This window comes from Methylotenera versatilis 79, from assembly GCF_000384375.1.
Classification (GTDB): Bacteria; Pseudomonadota; Gammaproteobacteria; order Burkholderiales; family Methylophilaceae; genus Methylotenera_A; species Methylotenera_A versatilis_B.
In genome coordinates this window covers 121,835-142,149 of record NZ_ARVX01000001.1, presented here as the reverse complement: position 1 = coordinate 142,149, position 20,315 = coordinate 121,835, and the positions used below count along the sequence as shown (strand labels likewise).

The 20,315-nt window shown below is 42.2% G+C and carries 17 protein-coding genes; all 17 read left to right on the top strand.

What is annotated here, in order from left to right; all coding sequences use genetic code 11:
• The first annotated feature begins 205 nt into the window (after positions 1-205).
• A complete protein-coding gene (flhD, locus tag METVE_RS0100700; protein ID WP_020166523.1) occupies positions 206-523 on the top strand; it encodes a flagellar transcriptional regulator FlhD in 318 nt (105 codons plus the stop codon).
• Positions 524-591: 68 nt separating this feature from the next.
• The gene (gene flhC / locus METVE_RS0100695; protein ID WP_051085501.1) at positions 592-1,179 is read left to right on the top strand and encodes a flagellar transcriptional regulator FlhC; all 588 of its coding nucleotides are present in this window, start codon (positions 592-594) and stop codon (positions 1,177-1,179) included.
• A gap of 13 nt (positions 1,180-1,192) precedes the next feature.
• Entirely contained in the window at positions 1,193-2,008 is an 816-nt protein-coding gene (locus METVE_RS0100690; protein ID WP_020166521.1) for a class I SAM-dependent methyltransferase, read from the top strand.
• 148 nt (positions 2,009-2,156) lie between these two features.
• The gene (motA, locus tag METVE_RS0100685) at positions 2,157-3,017 is read left to right on the top strand and encodes a flagellar motor stator protein MotA (protein WP_026361951.1); all 861 of its coding nucleotides are present in this window, start codon (positions 2,157-2,159) and stop codon (positions 3,015-3,017) included.
• Positions 3,018-3,059: 42 nt separating this feature from the next.
• The gene (motB, locus tag METVE_RS0100680; RefSeq protein ID WP_020166519.1) at positions 3,060-3,977 is read left to right on the top strand and encodes a flagellar motor protein MotB; all 918 of its coding nucleotides are present in this window, start codon (positions 3,060-3,062) and stop codon (positions 3,975-3,977) included.
• Between the two features lie 81 nt (positions 3,978-4,058).
• Positions 4,059-4,583 (top strand): chemotaxis protein, encoded by a 525-nt coding sequence (locus tag METVE_RS0100675; RefSeq protein ID WP_232415345.1) that lies wholly within the window; start codon positions 4,059-4,061, stop codon positions 4,581-4,583.
• Positions 4,584-4,680: 97 nt separating this feature from the next.
• Positions 4,681-5,046, top strand: a complete 366-nt coding sequence (locus METVE_RS0100670) for a response regulator (protein ID WP_026361950.1) — start codon at positions 4,681-4,683, stop codon at positions 5,044-5,046.
• 72 nt (positions 5,047-5,118) lie between these two features.
• Positions 5,119-7,449: a chemotaxis protein CheW gene (locus METVE_RS0100665; protein ID WP_020166516.1), complete on the top strand. Its 2,331-nt coding sequence runs from the start codon at positions 5,119-5,121 to the stop codon at positions 7,447-7,449.
• A complete protein-coding gene (locus METVE_RS0100660; protein ID WP_020166515.1) occupies positions 7,446-7,955 on the top strand; it encodes a chemotaxis protein CheW in 510 nt (169 codons plus the stop codon). The genes METVE_RS0100665 and METVE_RS0100660 overlap by 4 nt, the downstream gene beginning before the upstream one ends.
• 90 nt (positions 7,956-8,045) lie before the next feature.
• Entirely contained in the window at positions 8,046-10,670 is a 2,625-nt protein-coding gene (locus tag METVE_RS0100655) for a methyl-accepting chemotaxis protein (protein WP_020166514.1), read from the top strand.
• Positions 10,671-10,700: 30 nt separating this feature from the next.
• Complete coding sequence (locus METVE_RS12870) at positions 10,701-13,271, top strand: methyl-accepting chemotaxis protein (RefSeq protein WP_020166513.1); 2,571 nt, start codon at positions 10,701-10,703, stop codon at positions 13,269-13,271.
• A 23-nt stretch (positions 13,272-13,294) separates the two neighbouring features.
• Entirely contained in the window at positions 13,295-14,146 is an 852-nt protein-coding gene (locus METVE_RS0100645; RefSeq protein ID WP_020166512.1) for a CheR family methyltransferase, read from the top strand.
• 35 nt (positions 14,147-14,181) lie between these two features.
• The gene (gene cheD / locus METVE_RS0100640) at positions 14,182-14,793 is read left to right on the top strand and encodes a chemoreceptor glutamine deamidase CheD (RefSeq protein WP_026361949.1); all 612 of its coding nucleotides are present in this window, start codon (positions 14,182-14,184) and stop codon (positions 14,791-14,793) included.
• 40 nt (positions 14,794-14,833) lie between these two features.
• Positions 14,834-15,907 carry a protein-glutamate methylesterase/protein-glutamine glutaminase gene (locus tag METVE_RS0100635; protein WP_020166510.1) on the top strand — a complete coding sequence of 358 codons (1,074 nt, stop codon included), beginning with the start codon at positions 14,834-14,836 and terminating at the stop codon, positions 15,905-15,907.
• 145 nt (positions 15,908-16,052) lie between these two features.
• A complete protein-coding gene (gene cheY, locus METVE_RS0100630; RefSeq protein WP_020166509.1) occupies positions 16,053-16,451 on the top strand; it encodes a chemotaxis response regulator CheY in 399 nt (132 codons plus the stop codon).
• On the top strand, positions 16,451-17,113 hold the full coding sequence (gene cheZ, locus METVE_RS0100625; RefSeq protein ID WP_020166508.1) for a protein phosphatase CheZ: 663 nt from the start codon (positions 16,451-16,453) through the stop codon (positions 17,111-17,113). The genes cheY and cheZ overlap by 1 nt, the downstream gene beginning before the upstream one ends.
• Before the next feature lie 374 nt (positions 17,114-17,487).
• Positions 17,488-20,286: a response regulator gene (locus METVE_RS0100620; RefSeq protein WP_020166507.1), complete on the top strand. Its 2,799-nt coding sequence runs from the start codon at positions 17,488-17,490 to the stop codon at positions 20,284-20,286.
• Positions 20,287-20,315: the final 29 nt, after the last annotated feature.

Below are 20,315 nucleotides of genomic sequence, written 5' to 3'. Positions count from 1 at the left end.
ATTACCACTTTCAATAACATGATAAGTTGTTGATTGAGTTGTAAATAAATTAAGGGAATACAGCGCTTGTAAGACAAACGCTGTATTCCCTCATTGCGCTTGTCTGTCAAAAAATACCGATAGACTCCAATATAATTTCCACATCATAAACGTCAAAGTTCATCTCACGCACTCCTGCAAATTTAACGGAATGATTGGGAATAAAATGACTGACAGCGAAATGATCTCTGAAATACGCGATGCCAATTTGAACTATTTAATGTTGGCTCAAAAAATGATTCGCGAAGATAAATCTGCTGCAATTTTTAGGTTAGGTTTGAGTAAACCGATTGCCGATATCCTAGAAACTTTAAGCAGTGCACAAATTATTAAGATGTCCAGCTCAGACATGATGCTGGCTCGATTTAGGTTCGATGACAGCGTCATCCTAGGCATGTTAACTAACTACGATAAAGACACTGTGCTGGCAAAAGCGCATGCCATGATTTTGATGGCGAATCATGGTGCTGAGATGATTGCATAAGAGCGCTTTGTACCCAGTAAAAATGTGCTAGCTGCAAATTAAAAAAATTAAGAATTTAGGTGAATATGATGGCGAATAAAAGTGTAGTGAGTGATGCTGAACAAATCCAATTAAGTATCAAGTTAATCAACCTAGGGGCCCGATTGCAGCTATTAGAATCTCAAACTACTTTATCGCGTGAGCGTTTAATTAAGTTGTATAAAGAGTTAAAAGGGGTATCGCCACCTAAAGGCATGTTGCCTTTCTCATCCGATTGGTTTCTGACCTGGCAGCCTAATATTCACTCATCCATCTTCATGAGTATTTATAATTTTTTGCTGGAATATGCAGATGTAAAAGGGATTGAAGCCATCATGACGGCTTACAAAATTTATCTGCACCAAGCGAAAACTGATGCGGATTCAGAGCCGGTACTTTCCATGACTCGTGCGTGGACATTAGTGCGATTCGTGGAAGTTAAGTTGTTAAAAATGCATTCCTGCGCCTGTTGCCAAGGCAGGTTCTTAGTGAGTTCTTACGATCTTAATCAAGATTACCGTTGTAATTTATGTCACATTCCATCACGTGCAGGTAAAACTAAAAAAGCTAAAGAAATGGCTGAACTTAAATTAGCAACTCAATTACAAAATGAGCAATTATTAGCAAAACAAGCTTAATGACTGTTTAGTCATGTTTAAAACCGAATACCAATCAAGTAATTTTAAACAATGGCTTGGTGTCAAGAGTCGAGCAACACAGTGTTTGAATCCAGCAGGCCAAGCTTTGCTTATTCAGATACTGTCTTTAAGTTTAGTTCTTGTCAGTCATTATTTAGCTGCTTTAAGTGGCTTAAAGTTATCCCTACTCATGATGTTTGCATTGCAAGCGTTATTCGCCATCGGATTTTCTTATATTTTTTCTATGGCGGCATGGTGGCATGTTATCCACGGTTTATTCCCGCTGCTGGTGGGAGCCATGCTTAAGTATCCCATATCCCAGGCCTATTATTTCTACGGTTTGGTGTTTACTTCCGCGCTTTATTGGTCGACATTCCGTAGCCAAGTTCCTTATTTTCCTTCGAATAGTCATGTTCAAGCGTTAGTGAAAAATATAATCTCTAACAAAGGCCCAGTGCGGGTAATCGATATAGGTAGCGGATTAGGCGGCTTAATGATGCAGCTATCGAAAAACATGCCGCACTCGTCTTTTTATGGCATAGAAATAGCTCCGTTGCCATGGGTAATCAGTTTTTTACGCAGTAAAATTTTAAAATCATCAGCTAAGTTTTGCTATGGTGACTATCGAAACCTCAGTTTTGCTGATTACGATGTGATTTATGCCTATCTTTCTCCCGCAGTCATGAGCGCAGTTTGGCAAAAAGCAGCGAAGGAAATGACTTCAGGTAGTTTCTTGATCAGCAACGAATTTGAAATTATCGACAAACCTGCCGATTTGACGCTGCAAGCCGGCCCACAATCTCCCAAGCTTTATGTTTGGTGTATGTAACATTCTTTTTTACTTTCCTTAAAGTTTCGCCGGCATCTTCCGTAAGTATATTAGAAGCGGTTTAAGCCTTTTATTCCCGCATTTGTATTAATGGCCCAGTTGTTATTCTGCAAGCTATCAATAAAGCTATTTCTTGGGAGTCGATATAGTGTTAGTCATCGTTGGATATATTGTTGTACTTGCCTCAGTGTTTGGCGGATTCGCGCTTGCTGGTGGTCATCTTGCAGCACTTCTCCAGCCGCTGGAGTTACTGATGATTGGAGGCGGAGCTTTGGGAGCGTTTCTCGTCGGAAACGACATTAGGGCAGTGAAAGCAACACTTAAAAGTCTCCCCGGGTTATTCAAAGGCTCCAAACATTCTAAAGCTCGATATTTAGATTTATTAGCACTTTTATTCGAGATTCTTACCAAGATCCGTCGTGATGGCATGATGGCCATCGAGAAGGATATTGAAGATCCAGAACAAAGTTTGCTGTTCCAGAAGTATCCCGATTTACTAAAAGACCATCACTTTATTGATTTCATTTCCGACTATCTGCGCTTGATGGTCTCGGGCAATATGGACGCGTTCCAAATCGAAAATCTGATGGATAACGAAATTGAAACGCATCATCACGAAAGTATGGTGCCTTCACACTGTCTCGCAAAGCTGAGCGATGGTATGCCAGCCTTTGGTATCGTTGCCGCGGTGATGGGTGTAGTCCATACGATGGAGTCTATAGGCATTCCACCAGCAGAGTTAGGCATTTTGATTGCGCATGCTTTAGTCGGTACCTTTCTGGGTATCTTGCTGGCGTATGGTTTTATTGGCCCACTAGCAAGTTTACTCGAGCAAAAAGCGGACGAATCATCAAAAATGTTCCAGTGCGTGAAAGTTACTTTCCTAGCCAGTTTAAACGGATATCCCCCTGCAATCGCAGTTGAATTTGGCCGTAAAGTTTTGTACTCCACAGAACGTCCTAAATTCTTAGAGCTTGAAGAACACGTCAAACAAGCCAAAGCCAAATAACTATGCGTTCAATTATCCAATATCAAATACATCGAGTTTCATATGGCTGATGGCAATGTAATTGTCGTAAAACGCATCAAGAAAATCGTCCATGGCCACCACGGTGGCGCCTGGAAAATTGCCTATGCAGATTTTGTCACCGCCATGATGGCTTTTTTTCTGCTTATGTGGCTGTTAGGAACGTTGTCTGCAGGGGATTTAAAAGGGGTTGAAGAGTACTTCAAAACTCCGTTGAAAGTGGCCTTGATGGGTGGTCCGGCTGTGGGTGGCAGCCAGTCTGTGCTTAAAGGCGGAGGCAAAGATTTAACGCAGCAGGCGGGCCAGGTTAGAAAAGCAGAAGGTAAGGAAAGCATCAAAAAAATTGACATTAAGTCTGCCAAGGCCGAGCTTGAAAGGCTGGAAAAACAAAAGCTGGAAGATCTTAAACAAAAGCTGCAACAGGCTATTGACGCCAGTCCTACGATGAACCAGTTCAAAAACCAATTGCTGCTGGATATCACCACTGAAGGCTTACGTATTCAGATTGTGGATGACCAGAATCGTCCGATGTTTGCCTCTTCAAAAGCGGAGCTTCAGCCGTATGCAAGGCAGATATTGCATGAGATCGGCCAAGTGCTGAATGGCCTGCCGAACAAAATTAGCCTATCCGGACACACCGATGCGTCGCCATATCCTAATGGCGAAAAACTTTATAGTAACTGGGAGTTGTCCTCTGATCGTGCAAATGCTGCACGGCGTGAATTAGTTGCTGGTGGTATTGATGAAACAAAATTATTAAGGGTGGTGGGTCTTTCTTCTGCAGTGTTATTTGATCGGGCGAATCCTTTGAATCCGGTCAATCGCCGAATCAGCATTATCGTCATGAATAAGAAAGCCGAAGAGGACGTTTTGAATGATGACGCTGCAGTCAAAGTGAATAGCAATACCGTGCCTGGAGTAGAAAGCTTAAGCCCAAATTAACAGGTATTCGGACCTGTATTCATGTAATTGATTAGCACTACGTAAAGCTATTGTGTAGGTATGGATAGGAATAATTTACCAATGATTGAACTGCAGCGCTTACTCAGTCGCGTTTCTGAACATGGCAACCAGCATTTGCAAGCTGCAGAAGCGGACTTGGAACAGACCTCATTCTTGCTAGAGCAAGCGATTAAGACTTTAAGCGGCGGGTTTATGCAGATCAATCAACTGGTTAGTCAGCAACAGCAGTTATTGGGCGATGCGTTACAAACACATGATATTGAGGCAACGCAAAGGTTTGGTGTTTTGGCGCTACGCGAAAAAATTCATCTAGAAATCAACACTGTGGTGACTGGGTTGCAATTTCAAGACCTGACGAATCAACTGATCATGCGCACCGTAAAACGGATTTCTGGATTACGCGATTTATTAACTGTGTTAGCGAATCATCGCATGGATACGCATACCTCACAAAATGAATCTATTGAGGAGTTGCTGGAAAAAATACATGACAGCTTAAGTTTAAAGAGCGGGGCGCTTAAAGACGGCCTAAGTCAAGAAGTAAAGCAAAAACATATGGTCAGTGGCGAAATTGAGCTTTTCTAGTGGATTTACTTTTACAAATGTCATTGCCATACAGGGCAAACAAAAGCGTTATTAATTAATAACGATATATCGATACAAGATTATTGCGAGAAATATGATGACAAAAACGATTCTGGCTGTCGACGATTCTGGTTCACTCAGGCAAATGGTGGTCTTTAGTTTGAATGCTGCCGGGTACAAAGTAATTGAGGCCATCGATGGACAAGATGCATTAAATAAAGCCAAACAGCAAACGGTTGATCTTGTATTGACGGATCAGAACATGCCGGTTATGGATGGCCTTACGTTGATCCGCTCGCTACGTAACTTAGTGAGTTATCAAAAAGTCCCTATTTTGATGCTGACAACGGAATCCAGTGATGAAATGAAATCGCAAGGCCGTGCCGCAGGTGCGAATGGCTGGTTAGTAAAACCGTTTGACCCTAAAAAGCTCATTGAGATTGTACAAAAAGTCATCGGCTGATTCAGGTTAAATCGTGCTCATCATCCAACGGAAATTACAGTATCAGCAAGAAATATCGAAACGGAGCAGTACATGGCTATAGATATGACCCAGTTTTACCAAGTGTTCTTCGAAGAATCGGAAGAGCTTTTGGCAGAAGCGGAAAAATTATTACTCGATCTGGATGTGGCTAATCCAGATCCAGAGCACTTGAACGCTATCTTTAGGGCAGCGCATTCGATTAAAGGCGGCGCAGCCACTTTTAGTATGGTTGATATGACCGAGATTACGCATCTGCTTGAGTCACTGCTAGACAAAATTCGCAAAAACGAAATGCTGCTCACACTCGATCATGTCGATGCATTCTTGGTGGCCAAAGACGTATTGGTTATGCAACTGGATGGTCACCGTAACGGTACGACAGCTGATGAAGGCGTGGTAGAGGACATTAAGCTTAAACTGAGGAACTTCGCTGAAGGCGCAGCAATTGCACCTATAGCTGCTGTAGTCAAAGACGTAGAGCCTAATACGTTAGTTGAGGCGGCGTCTGCTGCTGTAAATGATAGTTCTGAAACCAGCCCTGAATATGTGATTACTTTAAAAGATCTATCGGAAAAAGATGCCGACAATCTTAAATCAGAACTTGAGTTACTCGGTATTGTGCAGGAAGAAAAGGTTGGTAAAGGGTATGTATTCAGATTAACTGGCGCGACATCCGTTGAAGATATCATTGCTATTTGTTCATTCATTGTCGACATTGATCCATCTGCAATTACACAGCCTCATCAATCTGCAGAGTCCGCTTCATCTTCACAGTCGTTATTGATCGTATCGCCAAAACTCACAGATAAAGAGGCTGCTGATCTACAGTCAGAACTAGAACTACTGGGCGCGGTGACCAAAGCAGTAAATTCTGATGGCCAATTAGTGTTTAATTTGGTGACCGATGCTGCACAGGCGGAAGTGTTATCTATTTGTTCATTTGTAGTAGATCCGGATACATTAAGTATTAGTGTTAACCAGCAGGTAGCTCAGCAAGAAACTACGAGGTCTTTTGTAGAGAATGTCGACTATGGTTTTTTCACGGAAGCGAATGATTCATCTTCGCCGAAAGTCGAATTAAGCGCTACACCAGCGCTGGCTTTACATCTTGTACAAAACACAGTTTCCGCACTAGATACTGAAAAATCACAAACGATGCGCCGCGAAGGCGATAAACAAGCAGTTAACCAAGAGAATAGCTCAATTCGCGTTGGCGTTGAGAAAGTTGACCAATTAATCAACCTGGTAGGCGAGTTGGTAATCACACAAGCCATGATTGAGCAGCGTATCAGCGCGTTAGATCCGGTTGAGCACGAACGTTTAATCAACAGCGTCAGCCAACTCACACGCAACACACGTGACTTGCAAGAAGCCGCTATGTCGATTCGCATGATGCCGATGGATTATGTGTTTTCCAGATTTCCAAGAATGGTGCGTGACCTGGCCAGCAAACTTGGCAAAAAGATTGAGTTTATTACGCAAGGTGCGGCTACCGAACTAGATAAAGGTTTAATCGAACGCATTATTGATCCATTAACCCATTTGGTCCGCAATAGTGTGGATCATGGGATTGAAATGCCAGAAACCCGCATTAAAGCAGGTAAGCATGAAATAGGCAGCCTGACCTTATTGGCAACCCACCGCGGGGGCAATATCGTTATCGAAGTAAGCGACGATGGCGGTGGCCTCAACCGCGAACGCATTTTAGCAAAAGCCAAACAAAACGGCCTAGATGTTAGCGACAACATGTCCGATAGCGATGTATGGCAGCTCATTTTTGCCCCAGGTTTTTCCACTGCAGAAACAGTCACCGATGTTTCAGGCCGTGGCGTGGGCATGGATGTGGTGAAACGTAACATCACTTCTATGAACGGTACGGTGGAGATTAAATCTGCTTTGGGCTTTGGCACCACCATTTCGATTTCATTGCCATTAACTTTAGCCATTCTAGATGGTATGTCAGTTTCTTTGGGTGACAGCGTTTATGTTATCCCACTCAATTTGATTGTAGAAACACTGCAACCCAACCCTGCCGATGTTCGCACCGTAACAGGACAAGGATACATGGTGCATGTCCGTGGTGAATATTTACCAATCATCGCTTTACATCAAATGTTCAATCAACAAAGTAAATACAAGGACCCAACGCAGGGAGTGCTCGTGTTGATTGAGTCTGAGGGTAAAAAGGCCGCTTTATTTATTGATAGTTTGGTTGGGCAGCAACAGGTAGTGATCAAAAGCTTAGAAACTGATTTTAGAAAAGTGAAGGGCGTTTCAGGTGCAACCATCATGGGTGATGGATCTGTAGCGCTTATTCTGGATATACCCGCCATTATCAATATTGGACAAACACAGCAGCTACAAAAGGAGTATGCAGCATGAGCATGAATATAGAATCCCTTACCAATTCCGCTAAAAAACAAGTCGAAAGTGTTGCAGGTGAATACCTGACCTTTGTTTTAGGTGGTGAAGAATACGGCATTGAAATATTGAAAGTGCAGGAAATCCGGGGTTACGACACCGTGACCAAAATCGCCAATACACCAACCTTTATCAAAGGGGTAGTTAACCTGCGCGGACGCATCGTTCCCATTGTTGATTTGCGCATCAAATTCAACCTTGAAAATAAACAATACGATGAATTCACTGTGGTGATCATTCTGAACTTACGAGGCCGCGTGGTCGGAATTGTCGTGGATGGCGTTTCAGATGTGCTGGATTTATCGACAGAACATATCCGCGAAGTGCCCGACTTGGTTTCGAACATTGATACGCAATATATCCTGGGGTTAGGCTCGATAGAAGAACGCATGCTCATTTTGATTGATATCGAAAAGCTGATGAATAGTCAAGAGATGGACTTACTCGACACAGTTGCAACCCATTAATGTATCAAAGAATATTTTAAATCGTGTTTTAACTGCAATTAGCTTAAACAATAGTTAATTACTGACGATATAGAAGTTAAGGAGAAATAAATGAAAAACTTAGGGTTAAGACGTTTAGGCCAATTATTGCAGGGTAAATATTTTCAGCAGCTTGAAAATGAAGTGGCTGAGTCCACTGCGATTAAAAAGGCGATTGATAAAGCGCGCTGTGTTGCTGAATATGATTTAGAAGGCAGAATTCTAAGTGTTAACAATAACTTTCTTAACGCTTTAGGTTTTGAAGAGCGCGAAGTTGTCGGCCAGCTCCATGCCCGTTTCCTCGAACCCAATCAAAATGATCGTGATTTATGGGATAAGTTTGCACTAGGTCAGAACGACACAGGCGAATATAAGTTTGTTGCAAAAAATGGAGAAGTGCATTGGTTTCAGGGATATTACAGTCCGATTCCCAATAACAATGGATCATATGTAAAAGTTACCAGCTATATGACTGATGTAACCAAATCTAAACTCCAATCCGCAGAGAATCAAGGGCTTATATCGGCGATTAGTAAGGCACAAGGTGTGATTGAATTCACTCTTGACGGTCGCATTGTGACAGCCAACCAAAATTTCCTGAATGTAGTGGGTTATACCCTCAATGAGATTAAAGGCCAACATCACAGCCTTTTTGTCGATTCGGCTTATAAGAACAGCCCTGAATATCGTAGTTTCTGGGAGAAACTAGCGCGCGGTGAATATGACGCAGGTCAGTATCAACGGGTAGGGAAAAACGGCAATCAAATCTGGTTGCAAGCCTCATACAACCCAATTCTAGATTTCAACGGTAAACCCTTCAAAGTGGTGAAATATGCCACAGACATTAGTACACAAAAAAATCTTGAGACACTGATTCGAGGGCAATTGAGTGCGATTGGCCAATCTTTAGGCGTGATTTCATTTACTCCCGATGGTCATGTAACTGAGGTCAATCAGAATTTCTTGGATTGCTTAGGTTATTCCGAGGTAGAAGCTATCGGCCAACACCATAGTTTATTTGTTGATCCTGCATACAGGACTAGCAGCGAATACAGCGACTTCTGGGCAAAACTCAACCGGGGTGAGTACGACAAAGGCGTTTACAAGCGATTTGGCAAAGGCGGTAAAGAGATTTGGATCCAAGCTTCTTACAATCCCATCAAAGATGTGAACGGAAAAGTCACCCAAGTGGTTAAATTTGCGTCTGATATCACCGCAGAAAAAAACAAAGCAGTAGATGCGAGCGGGCAATTGGATGCAATCAATAACCACCAGGCGGTCATTGAATTCACGCCTGATGGCAAAGTTATTCGCGTAAATGCCATCTTTCTTGATGTCATGGGGTATACCGAATCTGAAGCAATCGGTCAGCACCACAGCACATTTGTCGATCCTACCTACAAAGCCAGCACGGAATATCATGCCTTCTGGGAAAAGCTCGGCCGTGGGGAGTTTGATTCAGGACAATACCAATGCTTTGCTAAAGGAGGTCGCGAAGTTTGGTTACAAGCCTCTTATAACCCTATTTTAGATGTTAATGGCAAAGTTTCTAAAGTGGTGAAATTCGCCACCGAAATTACTTCAACAGTTCAAGCGCAACAAGCATTGATTAAAGCAGTTGGCGAAACGCAGGCGGTTGTGGGCGCTGCCAAAGCAGGTGACTTGACGCAGCGCATCACTACTTCAGACAAAACCGGCAATATTGCTGAGCTTTGCACAGGCATTAATTCACTTATCGATAACATGGGTGAAATTATTTCTCAGATTAAGCAAGCGGGCGACACCATTAATACGGCAGCGAAAGAGATTGCGCAAGGCAATGCCGACCTTTCCCAACGTACGGAAGAACAAGCCTCTTCACTTGAAGAGACTGCATCCAGCATGGAACAACTAGCATCTACTGTTAAACAGAATGCCGAGAACGCCAAACAGGCCAATCAACTAGCTACCACGGCCTCTACCGTCGCCATTAAAGGCGGCAGTGTGGTCGGCGAAGTGGTCAACACCATGACCGACATCAGCGCCAGCTCAGGCAAGATCGTAGAAATCATCAGCGTCATTGACAGTATCGCTTTCCAGACCAATATCCTAGCACTGAACGCAGCTGTGGAAGCGGCACGTGCAGGGGAACAGGGCAGGGGCTTTGCAGTAGTCGCCGGAGAAGTGCGCAACTTAGCACAACGCTCTGCCGCAGCGGCTAAAGAGATCAAGCAACTGATTTCAGACTCAGTCGAGAAAGTTAAAGGCGGAACCAAACTGGTTGAAGCTGCTGGCCACACCATGGAAGAGATTGTTTCATCTGTTAAACGCGTGACTGACATCATGGGTGAGATCGCGGCTGCTTCAATTGAGCAAAGTTCTGGTATTGACCAAGTTAATATTGCCATCACACAGATGGATGAAGTGACGCAACAGAATGCTGCGCTAGTGGAAGAAGCCACAGCAGCAGCTGAGTCGCTCGTCGACCAGGCAAATAGCTTGATGGAAGCTGTGAGCATATTCAAGGTGGATGAGCGCGCGGTAACCAGCAAGTCAGTTTCTAGTTCTAGCGCCCGAACAGTTGTAACGCCAATCAGTCGTGCGCCGGTAAAACAATTAGCGAGACCGAAACCACAATCTGTGAAGATGAATGGTACGCAGCATCTTGCAAAAGTGATTCCAGCCAATGGTGTAGATGGTGATTGGACTGAGTTTTAAGATTAGATTAGATAAGTATTAAATAGCCTAATGACAGCATTTAAAAAGATTGAGGAGTTTCAAATGTCAGTTACAAAACGTATTTATTTATTAGTATTGGCTGCGGTAATTGGATTTGTGGTGTTATCAGCTTTCAGTGCTTACAAAATGAAAGAAGTATTCCAAGAGGCTAATTACGCCAACGTGAGCAGCCTGCCTAATATGGCAAAGCTGAATAAAATCAGTTTGAGTTTCAGCACAATCCGTATCTGGATTGGCCGGCATATTATCGATCCAGATGTGGATCAGAAATTAGCCATGGAGGGAGATATAGCAAAATATCGTGCAGACCTGGACAAGACTTTCAATGAATATTCTAAATTGGTGAAGGATCCTAAGGAACAGAAAAAGTATGAACATATGCGCCTGATGGTGGGTAATTATTATTTGAAAATGTACCCGATCATTATCGCTTCACGCGAAAACAATTTACCAGAAGCAAGCAAGTTGTATATAGGGATATCTGCAGAAGCACGGAGTGCCAACGATGCTATCAATGACATGATCGCTTATAGCATTCAGCTTTCCAATGCAAAAGCTGACCACGCTCAGGCATCTCTCGAGCAGACCAGTTTGGTTTCAATCGGCATTACCTTGGTCATGCTTATCATGATGGGCGGCATGGGATACTACATTTTACGTAATCTGATGCGTCAATTAGGTGGTGAGCCCATTTTAGCTCTCGAAGTGGCTAATAAGATTTCCAGAGGCGATGTCACTACCAGAATCACATTAAAGCCCAACGATACAACAAGCTTGATGGCCACCATGTCCAGCATGCAAGATACGATTAAATCTGTAATCGCAGAGCAAACCTTTATAACCAGTGAAAATAAAGCAGGCCTAATCGATAGCAGAATTCATAGTGATAAATTCTATGGTAGCTACCGGGACATGGCGGATAACGTCAATCAAATGGCAAGCAACCAAGCAGACATCATGCGTAAGGTAACGGCTTGCCTGCAGGATTTCGCACAAGGCAATTTTGATAAGCCTTTACAACAATTTCCAGGCCAACAAAAATTCATCAATGATGGTATTGAAGGCTTGCGCAACAATATAAAAAACTTCATCGCTGATATGACCCGCATGTCACAAGATCACAGCCAAGGAAAGATTGCTGCGCGTATCGATACTAGTCAATACAAAGGGGCTTATCAAGTAATGGCAGTAGGCGTTAATGATATGGTTCAAGGCCATATTGCCGTAAACCAAAAAGTTTTGGCATGTGTGCAAGGCTTCGGCGATGGTAATTTTGATACGCCACTTGAGGATTTTCCAGGCCAACTTTCTTCAATCAATCAAAGCGTTGAACAAGTGCGCAGCAATCTAAAAGGCGTGATTGACTCTATCAAACAAATTACCGTAGAACATCAACAAGGCAATATTGATCAGCAGTTGCAGCATGAACGCTTCAATGGTGACTATGCAGTCATCATGCAAAGTATTAACGAGATGGTGGCGAATCATATTGAAGTTAACCGCAAAGCTTTGGCCTGTATGCAACAGTTTGGTGAGGGTAATTTTGACGCGGAACTAGAGCAGTTTCCCGGTAAACAAGCATATATCAATACTACCGTTGAGCAAATTCGTCATAATTTAAATGCTTTAAGGGCCGACGTACAAATGCTGGCTAATGCCGCGGAGCAAGGCCGTATTAGTGTGCGGGCCGATATTACTCGCCATCAAGGTGATTTCCGCAGGATTGTTGAAGTCATCAACGGTACTCTAGAAATGATTGTAGGGCCGATCGCAGCAGTCAAAGCTTCGGTTGACACCATTAATACGGCAGCGAAAGAGATTGCGCAAGGCAATGCCGACCTTTCCCAACGTACGGAAGAACAAGCCTCTTCACTTGAAGAGACTGCATCCAGCATGGAACAACTAGCATCTACTGTTAAACAGAATGCCGAGAACGCCAAACAGGCCAATCAACTAGCTACCACGGCCTCTACCGTCGCCATTAAAGGCGGCAGTGTGGTCGGCGAAGTGGTCAACACCATGACCGACATCAGCGCCAGCTCAGGCAAGATCGTAGAAATCATCAGCGTCATTGACAGTATCGCTTTCCAGACCAATATCCTAGCACTGAACGCAGCTGTGGAAGCGGCACGTGCAGGGGAACAGGGCAGGGGCTTTGCAGTAGTCGCCGGAGAAGTGCGCAACTTAGCACAACGCTCTGCCGCAGCGGCTAAAGAGATCAAGCAACTGATTTCAGACTCAGTCGAGAAAGTTAAAGGCGGAACCAAACTGGTTGAAGCTGCTGGCCACACCATGGAAGAGATTGTTTCATCTGTTAAACGCGTGACTGACATCATGGGTGAGATCGCGGCTGCTTCAATTGAGCAAAGTTCTGGTATTGACCAAGTTAATATTGCCATCACACAGATGGATGAAGTGACGCAACAGAATGCTGCGCTAGTGGAAGAAGCCGCTGCAGCAGCGGAAGCACTCATGAAGCAATCTGAGGAACTCTCTGATACGGTTAATGTGTTTATTTTGGATGAATCCTCTCCTGTTGAACCCATGGCTAAACCAGTGTTAATGGTTAGCAACGGATAATTAGTCAATCCTTGAAAGATATTATGAGAGCTGAAGGAAGAGCGACTGAGCGTGAGTTTCACTTTTCTGAAAACGATTTTCAGCGGGTGCGTAAGCTCATTTACAAACACGCAGGAATATCGCTTTCAAATGCTAAAAGCGATATGGTCTACAGTCGTCTAGCGCGTCGTTTGAGAGTGGTCGATATGTCATCGTTTAATGAATATCTCAATCAGTTAGAAGCGACGAGTGATGAGCGCGAGTGGGAAGCGTTCACAAATTGCCTGACGACTAATTTGACCTCGTTTTTCCGGGAGTCACATCACTTCCCAATTTTGCAGGAGCATCTCAAAAGCATTAAACAGCCTATTACGATTTGGTGTTCTGCGAGTTCGACTGGTGAAGAACCCTATTCAATTGCGATGGCGGCTTGCGAAGTGTTTAACACGTTAAAACCACCCGTTCAAATCATTGCTTCAGATATCGACACCAATGTGCTTAAAACTGCGGCGCAAGGGGTATACGCAATGGAGCGTATCGAAAAAATGGATCCTGCACTTTGCAAAAAATACCTATTAAGAGGTGTCGGCGCTAATGCGGGGTTTGTGCGCGTCCGTGATGAGTTACGGCAGATGATCCAATACATGCCGCTGAATCTGTTGGATGAAAAATGGCCGTTAACAGGTCCATTCGACATTATTTTCTGCCGCAATGTGATGATTTATTTTGATAAAGCGACACAGGCTACAATTTTGAACAGATTTGCGCCGTTAATGAAGCCGGATGCACTGCTGTTTGGCGGCCATTCAGAAAATTTTTTATACGTGACCAATGCATTCAAATTGCGCGGCAAAACGGTTTATGAGTTAAATGCACAGCAAAGAACGGTTGTATAAATGCAATCGCTCGTCACAACGAAAAGAGTGGGGAAGTGAGTAAAACCATTGCCGAACATATGGCCACCAACCTTTACTACGATAAGACATTTGATGCACAAGCAGCGAAAATATTACCGGGTGAATTTTATTTTACCGATAAAAATATGCTGATCGTCACAGTGCTTGGCTCTTGTGTTGCTGCTTGCATCCGTGATGTGAAATCCGGTATAGGCGGCATGAACCATTTTATGTTGCCGGAGGGAGGTATGAGCGATATCAATAGTCCGGTTTCTGCGTCTATGCGCTATGGCAACTATGCCATGGAAATCTTGATTAACCAGCTCATCAAACATGGTGCTAAACGTGAAAATCTTGAAGCCAAGATTTTTGGCGGTGGATCTGTATTGAAAGCCTTTACGGCGATTAACGTAGGTGAGCGTAATGCCGTCTTTGTAAAGAACTATCTAAAAACGGAAAACATCCGAATAGCGGGGGAAGATCTTAATGATATATACCCAAGAAAAGTCTATTTCTTTCCCCATACCGGCAGGGTTTTAGTAAAAAAGCTCAAGAAAGTCCATACCGATACCTTGGCTCAACGCGAAGAATTTTATGCATCCAGTTTACAAGCTACGGCTGTGTCTGGCGACGCAGAGTTATTTTAGATTCTGTGTTTGGTGAAAAGATAGAAAGGCCAATTTAATAATGAAAATAAAAAAAATTAAAGTATTGATCGTCGATGACTCTGCATTGATTAGAAGTTTACTGACGGAAATTATCAACAGTGAGCCTGATCTGGAAGTGGTAGGCGCAGCCCCTAATCCTTTAATAGCACGTGAGCTTATCAAGAAAACCAATCCAGATGTGCTCACACTGGATGTTGAAATGCCTAAAATGGATGGTCTGGACTTCCTAGAGCGTTTAATGCGCTTAAGACCTATGCCAGTGGTCATGATTTCGTCGCTTACTGAACGCGGTTCTGAGATCACATTGCGTGCATTGGAGCTGGGCGCAGTAGATTTCGTTACTAAGCCTAGACTATCGATAGCAGATGGCATTAAAGAATATGCTGACTTGATAGGCGATAAGATCCGCGCTGCTGCTTTAGCAAAAATCAAACAGCCGATTCAGGGTTCTAGAGAGCAGATTTCAGAAATACCTAAACTGAACAACCCACTTATAAGCAGTGAAAAACTTATTATTATTGGCGCGTCTACCGGCGGCACCGAAGCGTTGAAAGCGTTCTTAACCCAATTGCCTGCAGATGCGCCTGGTGTACTCGTGGCTCAGCATATGCCTGCTGGATTCACAAAGTCGTTTTCAGACCGCCTAAATTCCTTATGCAAAATTCAAGTCAGCGAAGCGCAGGGCGGGGAGAGAATTTTGCCAGGTCATGCCTTTATTGCACCCGGACATTCACATTTACTGTTGACTCGTAGCGGTGCCAATTATGTGACGGAGTTGAGTAACAGTGAGCCGGTCAATCGGCATAAACCCTCAGTGGACGTGTTATTCGATTCTGCAGCAGCCGTAGCCGGTAAAAACTGCGTAGGGGTCATATTGACCGGCATGGGCAAGGACGGCGCACAAGGGATGCTCAGAATGCGCGAGGCTGGTAGTTACAATTTTGCACAAGATGAAGTGAGTTGTGTGGTGTACGGAATGCCAAAAGAAGCGGTGCATCTGGGTGGCGTCAATGAAGTACTGCCACTCAATGAGATGCCTTCTCGTGTGTTAGCTTATTTAGCGGCTAATAGTAGCCGTGCACTACGTGTTTAAAAGGTCAAATCGATAATTAACGGTAGATTTATGCCTGAATTCAACGATCCGTATTTATATGGGTAGTCGATAATGATATGAAGAGGTCAGTGCTATTTGTTTAGTACGTGACTGTTGTAATTATTTTTAAGTTTATGGAGTAAACATGGCTAATCTCAATACTAAATTTCTGATCGTAGATGACTTTTCTACGATGCGACGCATTATTAGAAATTTACTCAAAGATTTAGGCTACACCAACGTGGATGAGGCTGAAGACGGTGTAATGGGTTTAGCAAAACTTAAATCAGGTGGATTTGAGTTTGTGATTTCCGATTGGAATATGCCTAATATGGATGGCTTAACCATGCTGCAAAATATTCGTGCAGATGTAGACTTGTCAACATTGCCGGTTTTAATGGTAACGGCGGAAGCGAAAAAGGAAAATATAATTGCTGCCGCTCAAGCCGGTGCTAATGGGTATATTGTGAAGCCATTTACGGCAGCGACTCTAGATGAAAAGTTGGCGAAGATTTTCGAAAAAATGGAAAAGGCGACCGCTTGATGATGAATAATAAGCTTGCTTCCGAGGCCATAGAAGAGTTGTCTACAAGCCATGATACTCAAGAGAAGATGCTCAATCGTATTGGTCAGATGACGCGTACTTTGCATGATAGTTTACGCGGATTAGGTTTTGATAAATTGTTGGAAAAAGCGGCTAGTGACATTCCAGACGCTCGCGATCGGCTGGAATATGTAGCGCGCATGACAGAACAGGCTGCTGAGAAAGTCCTTAATGCAATTGACTTGGCAATACCTTTGCAGGATAAATTATCTAATGATGCAACCCTATTGAAAAGCCAATGGCAAGTAGTCCTTGGGACGCCTTCATTTAAAAGAGATTACGACAAAGTGGCGCAAGACACTTTGAATTATTTGGATCAAACTCATTTGCAAGTGGATCAAAGCAAAGAGTTACTCATGCAAATTATGATGGCACAAGATTTTCAGGATTTAACTGGACAAGTCATCAAGAAAATTACTGAGTTGGCGCAAAGTATTGAGCAACAACTGGTTCAGGTGCTGATCGATTTTACGCCAGAGCTTCCTAAAAAAGATAAGGAAAGCGGTTTACTTAATGGTCCCCAAATTAACCCTGAACAAAATATCGAGGCTGTTACTAACCAAGAGCAAGTAGACGATTTACTTGAGAGTCTAGGTTTTTAATCACTCACAATATCATTTTAATAACCTATCCATAGATAGATTGGTTATTTCTTCTTCTGCTTTACTCATAATCACGCATTAGCGTGATTTTTTGTTTAAACGTTCTCAACCTCACCATTAAGTACATCAAATGTAAAAGTGATGTAATCCTAACAGCCTCGACGAACTCACGACGTGCTCGACATGTATTTGTCTATGATTATTTATATAAGTAATAAAAAACATATGCTTATATGATGTAAATTAAATATTTACTTAGGTATAGTTTTTGCAATAAACATTATTAAGCAATACGACGATATTTGATTTTTTAAGCTCCAACATCAATTGGACTAAGTCTTATTATCGAACGGCACTTTCATTTAGGAAGCTTAATGTTTTTATTTGCATCACCAGTTGTTTTTCTTCTAATTGCGGTTCTATTTACCTTCATTTCTTTATTAGTTATTGGTATAAAAATCCTCAAGGTTGTTAAGGACAAGAAAAAGGCTAATACGGGCTTAACTGAAAATCGGCAGCTTGTATTAAGCATCACCAATTCCATGAGTGAGGGCATGTATGCGCTAGACAAAAATGGTTTGTTGGTATTTATGAATGCTGAAGCAGAACGTATTTTGGGATGGGAACAACACGAGTTGATGGGTAAAAACATCCACGATTTCATCCTGCCTGAACTTTTACCCCATACTTTTTCTGGCGATTTTCGAGACATCCCTGCCGAAGCTGTTCAAAAGAGTAATTTGGCTGTACATACTGAAGAGACTTTTACTACTCGAGCAGGAACAAAACTACCAGTCTCCGTTTTATCATCACCTAGAAAAGAGGGAGATGAAATCATTGGCGCCGTAATTACTTTTCGTAACATTGAAAAAGAAATTAGTACCAAAAAAAATCTTTTGAATCATGCTTCTAAAATGAGGGCATTATTAGAAAGTAGCCCAATTAGCGTGAGAATCGTTTCTAGAAAAACTGACAAAATACTTTTTGCCAACCATAGTTATGCAGAGTTATTCTCTTTAAATTTTAATGAAGTTTTAGGTAAAAATCCTCTTTCGTATTATCAAAACCCAGAAGTTTATGTGGAGGTTAAAAATCGATTGGATGAAGGTGAAGTCATTAAAAATTTACTGGTTGAATTTAAAAGAGATAGCCAGCCCAATGCATGGTTATCAGCGACTTACATGAACATGGACTATGAAGGTGAAAGTGCTTCAATTGGCTGGTTTTACGATGTAACGGAATTAAGAGGCGCAAAGCAACTTGCTGAAAATGCGGTCAAAATAAAGTCCGAGTTTTTATCGACGATGAGTCACGAAATTAGGACGCCAATGAATGGTGTGATCGGCATGATTGATTTGCTTGCTGAAACGCCTTTAAATGATGAACAAATTGATTATGTGAACACTATTAAGGATTCTTCAAACGCACTTTTAGATATTATTAATGACATTCTAGATTTTTCTAAAATTGAAGCCGGCATGCTTCAGATTGTAAAAAAAGAATTCTCAATCATTGCTTTGGTTGAAAGTTGTATAGATTTACTAGCACATCGGGCTCAGGAAAAAAATCTGATCTTTACTTATTTCATAGACCCTAGTCTTCCGACAACCCTTATCGGGGATGCGGGAAGGGTGCGTCAAATTCTTATTAACCTGCTGGGAAATGCAATTAAATTTACCGAAGTAGGGACCGTCACTTTAAATGTCATTCATCAAAATAATGTTAACGATTTATATAATGTAGGTTTTGTGATTGAAGATACAGGGATTGGGTTTGATCAAAATACCCGTGCAAATTTATTTAAACCTTTTTCTCAAGCTGATGGATCAATCACACGAAAATACGGCGGTACAGGGTTGGGGTTGTCTATTACCAAGCGCTTGGTGGAAGCTTTGCATGGCATTATTGAAGTTGAAAGCGAACTTAATCAAGGATCAAAATTTAGTTTCAGCATTGGCTTTCCAGTAGGGGAGGCAAAAACACAACTTCAATGTTGTTCCTTTATTGCTGGACATGAAATTTTGATTTTGGCAGCTGATTGCCATGAAAAGAATACATTAGCGCGTTATTTATATAGTTGGAATCTCAAGCCTACTATATGTGATATCCAAGAGTTATTAAATGGAAATGCTCAGATAGATTCTAAATATAAGTTAGCAATTTTAATCGGTCAAAAAATAGAGCCTTTGGTCATCAATAAGTTAAAAGCTGATAACCAAGATTTAAAAATATTGGTTATGAGGGATTTCGATCTTGTAGATGCGCTGGAAAGTGACAATATATATACATTGAAGTTATCGCTTTTGAAACAATCGACTTTTTTCAATACGATAATATCGATATTTGATCGACGGAAAAAACAAGTTAAAGTAGGTGCAGAACGCAGAAAAGTCACTACGATGAACAATAGCAACCAGACGTCGATGTCTGGTCATATATTGTTGGTAGACGATAATGAGTTCAATAGGAAAGTCGCGTTAAAACAACTTGATAAATTAGGTTGTTCCGTCACGGTGGCTATCGATGGTCACCAAGCATTTGACTATTATAGGAATACGAATTTTGATTTGATATTAATGGATTGCCATATGCCAATAATGGACGGCTATCAGGCAACCGCTTATATCCGCAATGTCGAATTATCAACGGGCATACATATACCGATTATTGCCATGACGGCGAATGCAATGCTGGGCGATAAAGAAATTTGTCTTAATGCTGGAATGGATGATTACTTATCGAAGCCCATTTTAATCAGTGAGTTAAGTAGTATTTTATTGAAATGGCTACCTCCGGTGTCCAGCAGGAAATATATATGCTCGGGGAGCGATAACGTAGACTCTACTAAAGTTGTGGATATACAACGATTGGCGGCCTTGTTCGGAAATGATAAACACAAAATCAATACAATAGCGCATCAATTTATAATTAGTATGCAGCCTATAAATAGCGCCTTAGATAGCGCAATTAAAAGAAACAATTTTCTTGAAGTACAGGCGCTTGGTCATCAAGTTAAGGGAGTCGCATTGAATTTAGGGATGGGCCGACTTGGAATAATTGCAGAGCAAATAGAGGGTGATGCGCAAACTAGACATTCAGAAAATTTAAAGTTGCTTTATGCGGAATTTAACAAATCACTCAATGAGGTGTGTGAATATTTTCCTCATAACTAGTAAATAGTTTTTAAGTTATTGATTTATAT